We start from the raw sequence: 15403 nt of genomic DNA, 5'->3' as shown, positions 1-15403 counted from the left end.
GAGGATGCTCATCGCCCTCATCCGCCCCCTCGGCACCGCCACCGCCGACGTCGTCGGCACGTCCCTCGAGGATGTGCGCACACAGCTGGCCGCCCACGCGCAGCCCGGGTTCGACCTGGCATCCGCACCGGTGCGGATGCTGAAGGGCGAGGCGAAGATGGAGGCCACGGGAACGTTCCGCCGGGTCGACGGCGTCGAGCAGATCGAGGCGGAGGACATGGCGTCGCTCGAGGCCAAGGTTCCGGAGGGCTGGCAGATGCTGTCCGTCCGGCGCGCCTGACCGCACGCCGTCGACCGGACGAGCACCGTACGAGAGAAGCCCTCGACCGTGGAGCACGGATCGAGGGCTTCTGCGTGGTGCACCCCCAGGGACTTGAACCCTGAACCCACTGATTAAGAGTCAGTTGCTCTGCCGATTGAGCTAGAGGTGCGTGGCCCGGGATAACCCCGACCGAGGAATTACATTACCAGCCGATCAGCCGCCGACGAAATCGTGTGCCGCCCGGGCGCGCCAAGCACACGCGTACACCTCGGGACGCAGCCACGGTGGCCGATGGTCACTCAGGGCCGCAGGTCACCGCCACTATCCTGGGAGCGTGACTCAGCCCCCTGCCGCGACCGACCTGCGCGCCGACCTCGCCCTCGCCCTCCGGCTCGCCGACGCGGCGGACGCCCAATCTCTGCCGCGCTTCGACGCCGCGGATCTGGAGATCTCCACCAAGGCCGACCGGTCGCATGTCACCGACGCCGACCTGGCGACCGAGCGTGCGGTGCGCAGCATCCTCGAGAGCGAGCGGCCCGATGACGGCATCTTCGGCGAGGAGTTCGGCGCACAGGGGACCACGGACCGACAGTGGATCATCGACCCGATCGACGGGACGGCGAATTTCCTGCGCGGCGTGCCGCTGTGGGGCACCATGATCGCTCTGGCGGTCGACGGGGTGCCCCAGGTCGGGGTGGTGAGCATGCCCGCGCTGGGACGACGCTGGTGGGCGGCCGCCGGCGACGGCGCGTGGACCGCCGTGGACGGCGAGGAACGACGACTGACGGTCTCCGCCGTGTCCTCCCTGGATGACGCGAGCGTGAGCTTCCAGAGCATCGCTCAGTGGCGGGACGCCGGGCACCTCGACGCCCTCCTGCGACTGTCGGACCGGGTCTGGCGGGACCGCGCCTACGGCGACGTGTACGCCTACATGCTGCTGGCCGAGGGCCGCCTCGACATGGTGGCCGAGTTCGATGTGAAGGAGTATGACATCGCGGCCGCCGTGGCGATCGTGCGCGAAGCCGGCGGCCGGATGACGTCCTTCGAAGGCAGCGAGACGATCTCCGCCCGCTCGACACTCGCCACCAACGGAGTCCTTCACCAGGACCTCCTCGCGCTCCTGCACGACGACTGACCGCCACCGCGATCCCGAGGACCCCCATGACCGCCCGCAGCCTTCCCGCCGCCACCGGCGCGCTGCTGGTGCTGCTGCTGGCGGGCTGCAGCGGGGCTCCGCACGCCGAGCCCACCCGCTCTCCTCCTGCCACGGCCGACACCACGGTCGAGACGTCCTCCCCCGCCCCCGTTCCGGCGCCCGAACCCACGGGCGAGGAGCTCACGTGCGAGTCGATGATCTCCGACGGCACGGTCGCCGCGCTGACGTCGGCCGGCTGGAGTGCGCAGGGCAAGGAGTTCCGGGCCGGAGGCGTGGAGTTCACCGAGGGACTGCTCTGCTTCTGGGCCGACTTCTCGGTGCCCTCGGACCACGGTCAGCTGTACGGATGGGCCCGCGTCAGCGCCGCGGACGCGGCGGAGGCGCAGGCCGGGCTGCTCGCCGAGGGGTGGCAGCGCGAGGAGTCGGAAGAGGGCGTGTACGTCACGGAGGACCCGGAGTTCTCGATGGGAACCGATGAGGACGGCTACGGCATGACCTACCTCTTCGGCGACGGCTGGGTGAAGTTCGCCGACACCCGCCAGAGCCTGCTGCTCGTCGACTGGGCGGACTGAGGGCACCGCGGCCGCTCAGGGGCGACCGCGCCCCATCGAGCTGTCGCGGATGCGCCCGAACCGGTGCGTCGTCGGCGGCGTCCACAGCAGGGTCACGAGCACGCCCGCGACCAGCCCCGTGATCCCGGCACCCCAGTCCCAGCGATCCCCCGCGAGCAGCACCGCGACGCTGACCGCGATGGCGAGCGTCAGCACGATCGTGAGCAACAGGCGCGACAACCCGCTGCCCCGCCGCACGCCCGCCGCGATCGCGAGCACCAGGAGCCCGAACAGGGCGATCGATGCGCCGAGGAGCGAGAACGCCGTCCGTCCCACCGTCCCCTCGTAGCGCGAGAGGAACACCAGCACACCGAACGCCGTGGCGAGCAGGCCGAAGACATAGGCGAGGGCTGCGACCCCATTCGTGAGGACCCGCGCCACGGTGCTGCCGCGGGCAGCCTGAGCGGCGCGCTCGGTTTCGCCGGTGCGGTCGCCGCTCGGGCGAACACGATCGACGACGACGCGGCGATGGACGAACCGGATGATCTCGATCGCGGCGATCATCACCGCGACGATCCCGGTGAGGGCCAGCGCGAGCTCCTCCCCCGGATCGACCAGGGCGAAGAAGCTGCGCGCCGGCGGCAGGCTGAAGATGCCGACGAGCAGCACGAACATGGCGCCCACCACGAGGACCTTGAAGCGATTGAGGGGCCGCGCCAGCACCGCCAGCACCCAGATGCCGACGATCGCGAGGATCACGGTCGCGCCGGTACGCAGCTGCTCCTCGGAGACGCCGAGACCGCGCGCGACAGCGTCGTACCAGGTGAGGCCGCCCGCCACGACGACGCCGGCCGGGATCGCGAAGCTGAGGGATCGCCGCAGGAAGCCGGGGAGGTAGCGCGAGGCGTTCGGCATGAGCGCCAGGAAGAACGCGGGGATCCCGATGGTGAGGCCGTCGGTGATCGACAGCTGGCGCGGGAGGAACGGGAAGGCCAGGATCAGCGCACCGAACACGACGGCGAGGGTCGTCGCATACGCCGTCTTGGTGAGGAACAGCATCGAGACGCGTTCGATGTTCGCGATGACCTGCCGCCCCTCGGCCACGACGTCGGGCAGGTGGGAGAACTGCCCGTCGAGCAGGACGAGGCGCGCGACGGCCTTCGTCGCCGGCGAGCCGGAGTTCATGGCGATCCCGATGTCGGCCGTCTTGATCGCCAGGGCGTCGTTGACCCCGTCTCCGGTCATGGCGACGGTGTGTCCGTGGCTCTGCAGCGCGGTCACCATGCGCTTCTTCTGCTCCGGCGTCACCCGCCCGAACACCTGCTGGCTGTCGAGGAGCCGGGCGAGCTCGGCATCGTCGTCGGGGAGCTCCCGCGCGTCGAACCCCTCCTCCACGTCGAGTCCGACCTCGCGCGCGATCGCCGCCACGGTCCGCGGGTTGTCTCCGGAGATGATGCGGATGGCCACCTCCTGGCGGCGGAAGTACTCCAGCGTCTGCGCGGCGTCAGGACGCACCTGTTCGCGGAAGGTGAGGACGCGGACGGGGGCCAGTCCGGCGGGCAGGCGCTCCTCGGCGATCTCCGACTCGGACAGCGGCTGTTCTGCCCGCGCGAGGACCAGCGTGCGGCGCCCGCTCTCCGCGAGCCTCGTGACCGTGCGGCCGAGCTCGGTGCTGCTCGAGGTGGCCTCGTCGCCGAAGATCATCTCCGGTGCCCCCATCACCCAGGTGCCGTCGACCTCCTCGAACACCGTGGCGCTCCATTTGCGCGCCGAGGAGAACGGGATGTCTCCGCGGACGTGCAGCGGTGCGCGCACCGGGTGGTCGGCGCGCAGGGAACGGGCCGTCGAGTTCGCGTCCGGAGCTGCCGCATACCAGGCCAGCACGGCGGCCACCTCGTCTGCACGGGACGGAGTCGCGCCGCCGATCGTGTGCTCGGCGTCGAAGACGATGTCGCCCACCGTGAGCGTGCCGGTCTTGTCGAGGCACACGACGTCGACACGAGCGAGCCCCTCGACCGCCGGCAGCTCGTTCACCAGCACCTGTCGACGCGCGAGCCGCGACGCTCCGACCGCGAACGCGATGCTGGTCATCAAGACGAGGCCGAGCGGAATCATCGCGGTCAACGCGGCGATCGTGTTGACGACCGCCTGCTGCCACGAGCCTGAGCTGAACGCCGTCGCATAGCCGCCGGTCACGATGATCTGCGCGTTCAGCACGAGGAGCCCGACGGGACCGATGATCCAGCCCACCCAGGTGAGGACGCGATCGATCGACGACCGGAGCTCGCTCGCCACCAGCGAGAACCGCCGCGCCTCACCCGCGAACCGGTTCGCGTATGAGTCCGCCCCGACCCGGGTGGTGACGGCGAGCCCTTCGCCGGCGACGACGACCGCCCCCGACAGCGCCTCATCGCCCGGGTGCTTCTCGACCGGGTCCGACTCGCCGGTGAGCATCGACTCGTCGATCTGCAGCCCGCGGGACTGCGTGACCGTGGCGTCGGCCGGGACCTGTTCGCCGGCACGCAGCACGAGCACGTCGTCGAGCACCACATCGCCGGGGACCACCTCCGTCTCGGCTCCGTCCCGTCGGACGAGCGCACGCGGGGCGTTCATCAGGGCGAGGCGATCGAGGGCCGCTTTCGCTCGGAACTCCTGCACGCAGCCGATGATCGCGTTGGAGAACGCGGCGAGACCGAAAAGGGCATCCTGCCACCGCCCGATCGCGAACAGCACGAAGAAGCACGCGAACACGATCCCGTTGAAGATGGTGAACACGTTCGCGCGGACGATGCTCCAGGCGCTCCGGCTCGTATCGGCCGTGAACGCGTTCGTTCGGCCCGTCGAGACGCGTTCCGCCACCTGGGCGCGCGTGAGTCCGTCGGCGGGCGTGGGCGGGGTCATCGTCACGGCCTCAATATAGGCTGCGCCGGCGTCTCCTGCGGCATGCCCTCCTCCGCGTCTGCTCCCTGGGCCGCGCGTGGTCGCATTGTCAACCGTCTGGCCCCCGATCCTCCGGGAGGAGAGGGTGGAGGAAGTCACCCAGAAAGGAACGCGCATGAGCAGCGACAGCCACCGCAACGACATCAGCACCGAATCCTCCCCCGGGCCCGACGAGAACGACAACCTCGGCGCCGAGGACAACAAGGGCGAACCGCCCACGGTGCCACCCACCGGCGACGACGACGTGGAGGCTCACGACGGCACCGACGCCGACTAGCCGGTCTCGGAACGACGAAGCCCCCGTGTTCATGAGGAACACGGGGGCTTCGTCTGTGACAGCGACCTGGTGGAGCTGGGGGGAATCGAACCCCCGTCCAACGCTGAGTCTCCACGCCTTCTCCGGGCGCAGTCTGTGGAAGCGTTCTGCTCGGCTCCGACCTTTGTCACAGACACCTAAGTCGACGAGCCCAGCCTGGGAAGAGTCCCACGTGACGTCCAGACGCCGTCACGCAGCAAGATTCCTAGATGACGCCAGGATCCGTATCGGAATCACATACGGTCTGACGGACTATCGGGCTCGCTTAGGCAGCGAGGGCGAAGTCGTTGCGCTTGGATTCGGCAACTATTGTTTTGCAGAGAGCGTTTACGAGATAACTCTGCATCCTCGGCCCGCTTCTCGTGGATTCACAGGCGCTGTCGAAACCGATCAGCCCCGTGGTCCTTCTCGCGAAGGAGCCGCTGTCACACTGTGGAATTACCAGGCCGGGCGACATGCACCCGAGCATCACAGGTTACAACGTTCGGAGGCCCTTCGCCATTCCGCCCCTGCCCCGACCGGCTCGCGTAGAGTCGGCGCATGAGCGAGGTCATCGTCACCGTCCGTGGTGAGCACGAAGTGCGGGCCCGCCCCGAGCGTGCCACCGTCCGTGTCTCCGTCCGTGCCGAGGGGCCGGAGCGCGGCCCCGTGGTCGACGAAGCCCTGCGCCTCTCCGAGCCCGTGCGCGAAGACCTCGCCGAGCGCACGAAGACCGGGTCAGCGCTCGACTGGAGCAGCGCGAACCTCAGCGTCCGGGCGGAGCGCCCGTGGAGCAGCGATGGCTCGCGCCTCGCGCCCGTCTACATGGCCGGCGTCGACTTCACCGCGACGTTCGCGGAGGACGGCGAGCTCTCCCTGTGGGTCACCGAGGTGTCAGCGCGGGAGGGAGTCGAGGTCGGTTGGGTGGACTGGCACCTCACCCCCGAGACCCGCACCCGTGTCGAACGCGAGGTCGCGGCCCGCGCCGTGGAGGCCGCCGTGCTGCGCGCCGAGGCGTACGCGGGTGCCGTCGGCCTCCATCAGGTCTCGCCCGTCGAACTGGCCGACGTCGGGCTGATCGCCCCCGGCCACCCCGGCCCCGGTACGCCCCTGATGAAGGCTCGCGGAGCGGTCGCGTTCGCCGGCGACGCCGCACCCTCCATGCAGTACGAGCCGGAGGAGATCGTCATCTCGGCAACCGTCGAGGCGCGTTTCCTCGCCCGCTGAGCGCGGAGCTCACCCCTCCGCGACGAACGGCGCCAGCTCGGCCGCCAGACGCTCGGACACCCGGGCGTGCACGGCGGTTCCCTGCTCCTGATGCTCGACGGAGAGCAGCATGCCCGTCTCGTGGATCGCGGCGACGAGGTCGCCCCGGTCGTACGGGACCACCGCACGAATCTCGACCGCGGGCTGGGGCAGCGCCGCCTCGATCGCGGACCGCAGCTCGTCGATGCCCTCCCCCGAGCGCGACGACACGAAGTGCGCGTGCGGCTCCAGGCCGCGCAGCACGAGACGCTCATCCTCGGGGATCAGGTCGGCCTTGTTGAAGACCACGATCTCCGGCAGGTCGCGCACCCCGACGTCGCCCATCACGTCGCGAACCGTCTGCAGCTGGCCGGCCGGGTCGGGGTGCGACCCGTCGACGACGTGCAACACGACATCGGCGTCGCCGACCTCTTCCAGCGTGGAGCGGAAAGCCTCGACCAGCTGGTGCGGCAGGTTCCGCACGAAGCCCACCGTGTCGGTGAGGGTGTAGACACGGCCGTCCTCGGTCGCCGATCGGCGCACGGTCGCGTCGAGGGTGGCGAAGAGGGCGTTCTCGACGAGCACGCCGGCGCTCGTCAGGGCGTTCAGAAGGCTGGACTTGCCGGCGTTGGTATAGCCCGCGATCGCGACGGAGGGAATCGTGTTGCGCTTGCGCTCGGCCCGCTTGGCCTCGCGAGCCGGCGCGAAGTCGCGGATCTGCTTGCGCAGCAGCGCCATCTTCGTGCGGATGCGACGACGATCCAGCTCGATCTTCGTCTCACCCGGGCCGCGCGATCCCATCCCCGCGCCGCCTGCGCCGACCTGCCCACCGGCCTGGCGGCTCATGGACTCACCCCATCCGCGCAGCCGCGGAAGGAGGTACTCGAGCTGCGCGAGCTCGACCTGGGCCTTGCCCTCGCGGCTCTTCGCGTGCTGGCTGAAGATGTCGAGGATCACGGTCGTGCGGTCGATCACCTTGACCTTGACGACGTCTTCGAGGGCGCGACGCTGGCTGGGCGCCAGTTCGGTATCCGCGATGACGGTGTCCGCCCCGACCGCGGCCACGATGTCCTTCAGCTCCTGCGCCTTGCCTCGTCCGAGGTAGGTCGCGGCGTCAGGGTGGGGCCTCCGCTGCAGCACGCCGTCCAGGACCACGGCACCCGCCGTCTCGGCCAGCGCGGCCAGCTCGCGCAGCGAGTTCTCCGCGTCTTCCTGCGCCCCCTGCGGGTACACGCCCACCAGCACGACGTTCTCGAGCCGTAGCTGTCGGTACTCGACCTCGGTGACGTCTTCCAGTTCGGTCGAGAGTCCGGCCACGCGACGCAGCGCATGCCGATCTTCGAGGTCCCACTGCTGACCGTCGGTCTGCGAGTGCGCGGCCGTGGCCTCGTCCTGCAGGGCCTGGGCGGCGCCGAAGACGCGGACCTCCGATCGCTTCTCCGCGTTCGAAAGCACTCGGTCGACCGTCTGGTCGTCGGTGGAGGGGATCTTCGTCTCCGTCATCCGTTCCTGTCTCTGGTTTCCTCGCGAGCCTTAACCTTAGCCCGCACCGTCCGGTACGCTCACCGTATGGGGTCCGACCACTACTTCACTGCGGCCCCGGCAAGCCCCGAGAACCTGCGCACGATCCGTGTATCCCTGGCAGGGCGCGAGCTGGAGATGACCACCGCCGGTGGGGTCTTCAGCCCGGATCGGCTCGATGCCGGAACCGCGGTCCTTCTCGCCAACACTCCGCCCGTTCCACCCGGCGGCCATCTTCTCGACCTCGGCAGCGGCTGGGGACCCATCGCCCTGTCGATGGCTCTGGCTTCACCGCACGCCACCGTCTGGGCGGTGGACGTGAATGAACGTGCGCTCGACCTCGTGCGTCGCAATGCTTCCGCGCTCGGCCTCACCAATGTCAACGCCGCGCTGCCCGGAGATGTTCCCGACGACGTGACCTTCCGCACCATCCGCTCCAACCCGCCGATCCGCGTGGGGAAGAACGAGCTCCACGGGCTTCTCGAACGGTGGATCCCCCGGCTCGACGAGCGCAGCGATGCCTGGCTCGTGGTGCAGCGCAATCTGGGTGCCGACTCCCTGCAGCGGTGGATCGCCAGCACGTTCCACCCCGGCTTCAGCGTCTTCCGCACCGCGACCGGCAAGGGCTACCGCATCCTGAAGGTGCGCAAGCACGGCACGCCACCGACGGAGCCGATCGCGCTGGTCTGATCCGCGCCTCAGAGCAGGTCGATCTCACCCTGGAAGACCAGCTGCGCAGGCCCGGAGAGCGCGACGTGCTCGCCGTCCTCCGCCGGGAACATCCGCACGGCCAGTGTGCCACCGGGCACCTCGACCTGCCAGTTGTTCGGCGCCTGCGCACCCGCCCAGTACCGCACGGCGAGGGCCGTCGCCGCGACACCGGTTCCGCAGCTGAGCGTCTCGCCGACGCCGCGCTCGGAGACCCGCATGCGCACATGGCCGATGCCGTCGCGGACCAGGGGTTCACCCGGGACGACGAACTCGACGTTGGCGCCCGCAGGAAGGGCGGGTTCGAGCTCGGGTGCACGCGTGAGCTCGAGCAGCGCGAGTTCGGCCTCGGATGCCAGCGCGACTACGACGTGCGGGTTGCCCAGATCGATGCCGAGGCCGGGGCGGGTCACGGTGAGCCCATCCGCACGGACGAGTGGGTCGTCGCCCGACAGGCGCCACGCCCCGAGGTCGACCTGGTAGCCGTTCGCGCTGCGGGTCACGTCGCGCACTCCGGCCCTGGTACCGATCGGCAGCGTCGCGCCCTGCTCGATACTCGCGAGACCGGAACGCACCAGATAGTGCACGAACACGCGGATCCCGTTGCCGCACATCTCCGCGACCGAGCCGTCGGCGTTGCGATAGTCCATGAACCACTCCGCGGCGGGCTCTTCCGCCAGCGCCGCAGCGCCCTCCGGAAGGGACGCAGAGCGGACGACCCGCAGGACCCCGTCTGCGCCGATGCCGAAGTGGCGGTCGCAGAGCACAGCCACCTGCTCCTGTGACAGAGGCAGCTGCCCATCGGGGTCGGCGATGATGATGAAGTCGTTGCCGGTGCCGTGCCCCTTGGTGAATGCGACCATGCTCCCAGTCTAGGGACGGTTCGTTCCCCCCTCGTCGCGGACGACGCGATAGCGCCCGCACAGGAAGCTGCGGTTGCGCGCGACCTCGAGCAACTCCAGATCGAGTCGACGAGGAAGAAGCGGTGCACCTGACCCGAGGGTGACCGGGGCGTATTGCACCCAGACCTCGTCGAGAAGCCCGGCATCGGCGAACTGCCCGGCGACGTCTCCCCCGCCGACGATCCAGACATCGCGACCTTCCGCCGCCGCCACCGCGCGGGCGTGCACCTCGCTCACGGCGTCGCTGGTGAGTTCGACGGCCGCCCCCGCGGGCAGCTCGAGGTCGCGGTGCGTGAGCACCCACGTCGGCTGGGTGTACCCCCACCGTCCCTCCTCGTGCCGCATCACCCACTCGTAGGTGGACGCCCCCATCACGAGGGCGCCGACATTCTTCTCGAACGACGGGTACGCCATCGGCCCCTCCAGATCGATGTCCTGGCTCAGCAGCCAGTCGAGTGAATGGTCGAGCGTGGCGATGAACCCATCGAGACTGGAGGCGGTGTAGAAGTGAGTGGCCATGCGCGCAGTCTTGCACCGGGCACCGACACTCGTCAGTCGGCGAGAAGCTGCTCCGCGGAGGTCGGCACGTCGTGCCACTCGAGCTGCGGGTAACGCTTGAACCACGACACCTGACGGCGGGCGTACCGGCGGGTGAGGGCCTGCGTCTCCGCGATCGCCTCCGCCTCCGTGAGCCGGCCGTCCAACTGTCCCAGCGCCTGGGCGTAGCCGATCGCGCGGGAAGCCGTGGTGCCGCCCTCCAGGCCACGCCCACGGAGACTCTCGGCCTCCGCCACCAGCCCCTGCGCCCACATGCGGTCGACCCGGTCGTTCAGCCGGCGCACGAGCGGCTCGCGGTCCAGGCGCAGGCCGATGATCCGCGTCTGCGGCATCCACAGCGTCGGCGCATCGGGAAGCGCTGCCCCGTGCGTAGCACTCCCCTGTTCCACCACTTCGAGCGCACGGATGACCCGTCGGCTGTTCCTGGGGTCCACGCGCTCCGCCGTGGTCGGATCGAGCAGCCGCAGTCGCTCGAGCAACGGCGTGATCCCCTCGGCCTCGAACTCGAGCTCCAGCCGCCTCCGCACCGCCGGGTCTCGCGGCGGGAAGTCGAAGTCGAAGATCACGCTGGAGACGTACAGACCCGAGCCGCCGACCAGGATGGCGTCTCCGCCGCGCTCCTGGATGTCGCGCACCGCGGCACGCGCCAGCGGCTGATACCAAGCGGCAGCAGCATCCTGCGTGACCTCTCGCACGTCGAGGAGATGATGGGGAATGCCACGACGGTCGGCGGTCGGCAACTTCGCCGTGCCGATGTCCATGCCGCGATACACCTGCATCGCGTCGGCGTTGATGATCTCGGCCGGGTTACCCTGACGCCGCAGCGCTTCGGCCAGGTCCAGGGCGAGGTCGCTCTTGCCCGTGCCCGTGGCACCGACGATCGCCCAGAGTCGCGGCGCGGTCACACGCCGACGCGCAGCGTCGGAAGCCCGAGCGACACGGCGCTCGACCCGCTCGCACTCGGTGACGGCACCGCGCACGACTCCGCCTGCGAGCGGTCCCAGGCATCTCCGCCCCGTGTCCGGCGGATGCGCAGAGGCGCGCCGGTGGGGTCATCGGCCAGCAGGTGGAACGGCGCGGCGTGCGTGACCGTCACCGTGACGACGTCACCCGGGCGCGGAAGCTCCGACCCCGGCGGGACCTCGAAGTGCACGAGACGGTTGTCCTCGCCTCGGCCCGTCAGGCGGTGGGTCTCGGCGTCCTTCTTGCCCTCCCCGGTCGACACGAGCACCTCGATCTCGCGGCCGACCTGCTTCTGGTTCTCTTCCAGCGAGATGCGCTCCTGCAGTGCGATCAAGCGATCGTAGCGGGCCTGCACCACGGCCTTCGGAACCTGATCCGCCATCGTCGCCGCCGGTGTGCCCTCCCGGATCGAGTACTGGAACGTGAAGGCTCCGGAGAAGCGTGCCTGCTCGACCACCCGCATCGTGTCTTCGAAGTCCTCCTCGGTCTCGCCCGGGAACCCGACGATGATGTCGGTCGTGATGGCCGCGTGCGGGATGCGTGCCCGCACCCGATCGAGGATGCCCAGGAAACGCTCGCTGCGGTACGAACGCCGCATGGCCTTGAGGATGCGGTCGCTGCCCGACTGGAGCGGCATGTGCAGCTGCGGCATCACGCTCGGTGTCTCGGCCATCGCGTCGATCACGTCGTCGGTGAAGGCGGCCGGATGCGGACTCGTGAATCGGATCCGCTCCAGGCCCTCGATCTGCCCGGCCGCGCGCAGCAGCTTGCCGAAGGCCTGGCGGTCTCCGAACTCCACACCATACGAGTTGACGTTCTGGCCGAGCAGGGTGACCTCGATCGCGCCGTCCTCGACCAGCAGCCGGATCTCGTTGAGGATGTCGCCCGGGCGGCGGTCCTTCTCCTTGCCACGAAGGCTCGGAACGATGCAGAACGTGCAGGTGTTGTTGCAGCCGACCGAGATCGACACCCAACCGCTGTGGGCGGAGTCGCGCTTGGTGGGAAGCGTGGACGGGAACACCTCGAGCGACTCGAGGATCTCCAGCTCCGCGTCTCCGTTGTGGCGGGCGCGCTCGAGGAGGCCGGGCAGGGAGCCCATGTTGTGCGTTCCGAAGACGACATCGACCCACGGCGCCTTGTCGAGCACCGCCTGCTTGTCCATCTGTGCGAGACAGCCACCGACGGCGATCTGCATGCCCGCCTTCCGACGCTTCACCGCGGCGAGGTGTCCGAGAGTGCCGTACAACTTGCCCGCCGCATTGTCGCGCACGGCGCAGGTGTTGATGATGACGACGTCGGCTTCACTGCCCGCGGGCGCAGGGACGTAGCCCGCGCTCTCGAGCGAACCGGACAGCCGCTCGGAGTCGTGCACGTTCATCTGGCACCCGAAGGTACGCACCTCATACGATCGCTGTCGCCCGTCGTCGTCGTCGACGGCCGCCGATGAGGCGCTGATAATCGTCGGTTCACTGCGGGGGATAGTCATGATCTGTCCATTGTACGAGCCCCGTCACCGCGCTCAGGGCGGCGCCCTCAGTCGGAATCCACGAAGCGCACGCCGGACCCGGAACCACCGGACGACGCCTCGCGCAGCGCCGTCTTGGCGGCGGTCATCGCGACCGATCCGGCATAACCGCGCCGCGCCAGCTGACCCGTGAGGCGACGAAGCGCCGTATCGGCGTCGAGCCGGCTGAGAGACCGCGCCTTGGTGCGAGCGAACTCCAGCGCCCGCTCCGCATCGTCGTCAGGGAGTTCCTCCAGCGCCGCATGGATCACCTCTCGCGGGATCCCGCGCTGGGCGAGCGCACGGGACAGCGCGACACGCCCCTGCCCCTTTCGTTCGGCGCCCGAGGTCACGAGCATCTCGGCGAGCACCGCGTCGTCGAGGTAACCGCGACGGCAGAAATCCTCGATCAGGTCGTCGACGTCGTTCGCCTCCACCCCGTGGCCTCTCAAGACCAGGCGCGCTTCGGAGACGGACAACGAGCGGGTGCGAAGCTTGCGGAGCAGAGATTCTTCGGCCGCGACACGGACCTCCTCCGTGGTGGGACCGTCCTCGTCTCCCCGCTCGGCATCCGCCCCGCCGAGCGTCCCCTCGTCGATCGCGCGCAGCCGAGGGACCGGGGTGCCCGCTGTCGATCGCCCGCGTCGACCGCGTGCGGGATGCCGTTCGCTCGGCGTGCCCGCGTCGGGTTCCTGCGGGAAGTCGGACGGCGCCTGATGCCAGGTCGAGCGCCACGACGCGGCGCCGTCAGTCGATGCCGGCGCGTCCACCCCCGAATGATCGGGCGGGGTAGGCCGTCGTGAGGGCTGCCGAGAAGGCGCCCCTCCGAAGAGAGGGATGATGGGGGCGATCCGTTCCGGATCGCCCCCACGCTGCTCGTTCATCAGGCCGGGCGACGCTCAGCGAGCTCGTCCGCAGACGCGGGCGCGGGCTGCGCACCGATGCCGAGCTTCTGCTTGATCTGCGTCTCGATGGCGAGGGCGATGTCGGGGTTGTTGAGAAGGAACGTGCGCGCGTTCTCCTTGCCCTGCCCCAGCTGGTCGCCGTCGTAGGTGTACCACGAGCCAGACTTCTTGACGATCCCGTGCTCCACGCCGAAATCGATCAGGCTGCCCTCGCGAGAGATCCCCACGCCGTAGAGGATGTCAAACTCCGCCTGCTTGAACGGCGGGGCCATCTTGTTCTTGACGATCTTGACCCGCGTACGGTTGCCGACGGCGTCGGTTCCGTCTTTGAGGGTCTCGATCCGTCGGATGTCCATGCGCACGGAGGCGTAGAACTTGAGCGCCTTTCCACCGGCGGTGGTCTCGGGCGATCCGAAGAAGACGCCGATCTTCTCGCGCAGCTGGTTGATGAAGATCATCGTGGTGTTGGTCTGGTTGAGCCCACCCGTCAGCTTGCGCAGCGCCTGCGACATGAGCCGGGCCTGCAAACCCACGTGGGAGTCGCCCATCTCACCCTCGATCTCGGCTCGCGGCACGAGGGCCGCGACCGAGTCGACGACGATGAGATCGATGGCACCGGACCGCACGAGCATGTCGGCGATCTCCAGCGCCTGCTCACCGGTGTCCGGCTGCGACACCAGCAGGGAATCGATGTCGACGCCCAGCTTCGCGGCGTAGTCGGGGTCGAGCGCGTGCTCCGCGTCGATGAACGCCGCGATACCACCCGCGCGCTGCGCATTGGCGATGGCGTGCAGGGTGAGTGTGGTCTTACCCGAGGACTCCGGGCCGTAGATCTCCACGATGCGGCCACGCGGCAGGCCTCCGACCCCGAGGGCGACGTCGAGGGCGATGGAGCCGGTGGGGATGACTGCCACGGGGGCGCGCTCATCGCTGCCCAGCCGCATGACCGAGCCCTTTCCGAACTGACGGTCGATCTGCGCGAGGGCGGTCTCGAGGGACTTCTCGCGGTCGGCGGGTGATGGCATGGTGTGCTCCTTCTGCGCGTGTGATGCCGCCTGTAGGCTGTCGCGGCTCTTCCGGCTGGAAGGAACTCTCCGACAAGGCGTGTGGCTTCTTCAGCCTGGTCCTCACGCTAGGACGAGCCACCGACATTGCATCGGCCCACCCGAGGTCTGTGATGATCCAGGCATCGAAACCACTTGTGCAGAAGACTACGCCCGGTTCGAACAGATTTTCGACAGCAGCGCAACGCGGCGTGTCGGAGTTCCGCACACCCCGGAGAACGAGAGCAGCAACTCAGCGGCTCCGCGGCTCCAGCCGTCCGACGCCGTGCCGCCGAGACAGCGGAACATCCATCTCCTCGCACAGAGCGAGCCAGATCTCCCGGGGCGGCACGCCGTCCGCCAGCGCTTCGCTCGCGGTACGGCCGTTGACCGCCGTCAGACTGAGGTCGTTCACCAGTGACGGCCCTCGCGCCTGGAACTCCGCGTCGACGGCGCGAAGGAATTCGCTACGTCGCATCGTCACCCGGCCGAGTGGTCAGTGCAGCGAGAGCTCGGGCTCGACCGAGGCGACCAGATCGTCGGGAACGACGTCGGGGAAGACCTGGATGCCCTCGAGGACGGAGATGCGATCCCCGACCTCGCGCATGATGGTGGAGATGGGAACGTCGAGGGCCTCCGCGACCGAGGCGAGGATCTCGCTCGACGCCTCCTTCTGTCCGCGTTCGACCTCGCTCAGGTAGCCGAGCGCGACGGACGCCTTGCTTGCGACCTGCCGGAGGGTGCGCCCCTTCTGCAAGCGGAAGTCCCTCAGCACATCGCCGATTTCCTGTCGTACAAGAATCATCGGAACCTCCTCCCCATGTGTTCGATCGAGGTTCCCCTCGAAGAG

16 protein-coding genes, 1 tRNA gene and 1 other RNA gene are annotated in these 15403 nt (G+C 69.2%); 6 read left to right on the top strand and 12 right to left on the bottom strand.

Annotated elements, in window-relative coordinates; all coding sequences use genetic code 11:
• Positions 1-4: 4 nt before the first annotated feature.
• The gene (locus tag DW299_RS12060) at positions 5-280 is read left to right on the top strand and encodes a hypothetical protein (protein ID WP_136034984.1); all 276 of its coding nucleotides are present in this window, start codon (positions 5-7) and stop codon (positions 278-280) included.
• Positions 281-355: 75 nt separating this feature from the next.
• Here the strand turns inward: DW299_RS12060 and DW299_RS12055 are convergent.
• A tRNA-Lys gene (locus tag DW299_RS12055) sits at positions 356-431 on the bottom strand.
• Between the two features lie 165 nt (positions 432-596).
• Here DW299_RS12055 and DW299_RS12050 point away from each other — a divergent pair.
• Together DW299_RS12050 and DW299_RS12045 are read left to right on the top strand one after the other, a co-directional pair.
• On the top strand, positions 597-1397 hold the full coding sequence (locus DW299_RS12050) for an inositol monophosphatase family protein (protein WP_136036731.1): 801 nt from the start codon (positions 597-599) through the stop codon (positions 1395-1397).
• Between the two features lie 26 nt (positions 1398-1423).
• Complete coding sequence (locus tag DW299_RS12045; RefSeq protein ID WP_136034988.1) at positions 1424-1990, top strand: hypothetical protein; 567 nt, start codon at positions 1424-1426, stop codon at positions 1988-1990.
• Positions 1991-2005: 15 nt separating this feature from the next.
• On the opposite strand, the gene DW299_RS12040 is transcribed toward DW299_RS12045, so the two are convergent.
• Entirely contained in the window at positions 2006-4870 is a 2865-nt protein-coding gene (locus DW299_RS12040) for an HAD-IC family P-type ATPase (RefSeq protein WP_136036746.1), read from the bottom strand.
• Between the two features lie 154 nt (positions 4871-5024).
• Here DW299_RS12040 and DW299_RS19135 point away from each other — a divergent pair, with 154 nt between their 5' ends.
• Positions 5025-5186, top strand: coding sequence for a hypothetical protein (locus tag DW299_RS19135; protein WP_168387320.1), 162 nt, complete (start codon positions 5025-5027; stop codon positions 5184-5186).
• Positions 5187-5253: 67 nt separating this feature from the next.
• Here the strand turns inward: DW299_RS19135 and ssrA are convergent.
• Positions 5254-5623: a transfer-messenger RNA gene (ssrA, locus tag DW299_RS12035) on the bottom strand.
• A 142-nt stretch (positions 5624-5765) separates the two neighbouring features.
• Between ssrA and DW299_RS12030 the strand changes: the two genes are divergently transcribed.
• Positions 5766-6431: an SIMPL domain-containing protein gene (locus DW299_RS12030; protein ID WP_136036730.1), complete on the top strand. Its 666-nt coding sequence runs from the start codon at positions 5766-5768 to the stop codon at positions 6429-6431.
• Positions 6432-6440: 9 nt separating this feature from the next.
• Here DW299_RS12030 and hflX read toward each other — a convergent pair whose 3' ends face one another.
• Positions 6441-7952, bottom strand: a complete 1512-nt coding sequence (gene hflX, locus DW299_RS12025; RefSeq protein WP_136036729.1) for a GTPase HflX — start codon at positions 7950-7952, stop codon at positions 6441-6443.
• A gap of 66 nt (positions 7953-8018) precedes the next feature.
• Here hflX and DW299_RS12020 point away from each other — a divergent pair, with 66 nt between their 5' ends.
• The gene (locus tag DW299_RS12020; protein WP_136034994.1) at positions 8019-8660 is read left to right on the top strand and encodes a class I SAM-dependent methyltransferase; all 642 of its coding nucleotides are present in this window, start codon (positions 8019-8021) and stop codon (positions 8658-8660) included.
• A gap of 8 nt (positions 8661-8668) precedes the next feature.
• On the opposite strand, the gene dapF is transcribed toward DW299_RS12020, so the two are convergent.
• The 8 genes from dapF to DW299_RS11980 all read right to left on the bottom strand — a co-directional run bounded on the left by dapF (position 8669) and on the right by DW299_RS11980 (position 15358).
• Positions 8669-9541 carry a diaminopimelate epimerase gene (gene dapF, locus DW299_RS12015; RefSeq protein ID WP_136034996.1) on the bottom strand — a complete coding sequence of 291 codons (873 nt, stop codon included), beginning with the start codon at positions 9539-9541 and terminating at the stop codon, positions 8669-8671.
• 9 nt (positions 9542-9550) lie between these two features.
• Positions 9551-10099, bottom strand: coding sequence for a dihydrofolate reductase family protein (locus DW299_RS12010; protein ID WP_136036728.1), 549 nt, complete (start codon positions 10097-10099; stop codon positions 9551-9553).
• 32 nt (positions 10100-10131) lie between these two features.
• Positions 10132-11043, bottom strand: coding sequence for a tRNA (adenosine(37)-N6)-dimethylallyltransferase MiaA (gene miaA / locus DW299_RS12005; RefSeq protein WP_136036727.1), 912 nt, complete (start codon positions 11041-11043; stop codon positions 10132-10134).
• Positions 11040-12587 carry a tRNA (N6-isopentenyl adenosine(37)-C2)-methylthiotransferase MiaB gene (miaB, locus tag DW299_RS12000; RefSeq protein ID WP_136036726.1) on the bottom strand — a complete coding sequence of 516 codons (1548 nt, stop codon included), beginning with the start codon at positions 12585-12587 and terminating at the stop codon, positions 11040-11042. The genes miaA and miaB overlap by 4 nt, the downstream gene beginning before the upstream one ends.
• Positions 12588-12634: 47 nt before the next feature.
• Positions 12635-13375, bottom strand: a complete 741-nt coding sequence (locus DW299_RS11995; protein WP_240745394.1) for a regulatory protein RecX — start codon at positions 13373-13375, stop codon at positions 12635-12637.
• A gap of 113 nt (positions 13376-13488) precedes the next feature.
• A complete protein-coding gene (gene recA, locus DW299_RS11990) occupies positions 13489-14535 on the bottom strand; it encodes a recombinase RecA (protein ID WP_136035007.1) in 1047 nt (348 codons plus the stop codon).
• Positions 14536-14806: 271 nt separating this feature from the next.
• Complete coding sequence (locus DW299_RS11985) at positions 14807-15031, bottom strand: DUF3046 domain-containing protein (protein WP_136035009.1); 225 nt, start codon at positions 15029-15031, stop codon at positions 14807-14809.
• An 18-nt stretch (positions 15032-15049) separates the two neighbouring features.
• The gene (locus tag DW299_RS11980; RefSeq protein ID WP_136036724.1) at positions 15050-15358 is read right to left on the bottom strand and encodes a helix-turn-helix domain-containing protein; all 309 of its coding nucleotides are present in this window, start codon (positions 15356-15358) and stop codon (positions 15050-15052) included.
• Positions 15359-15403: the final 45 nt, after the last annotated feature.

This window comes from Microbacterium sp. K35 (genome assembly GCF_004794375.1).
GTDB lineage: Bacteria > Actinomycetota > Actinomycetes > Actinomycetales > Microbacteriaceae > Microbacterium > Microbacterium sufflavum.
The sequence above is the reverse complement of the archived record's forward strand: the minus strand, read 5'-3'. Positions and strand labels throughout refer to the sequence as shown.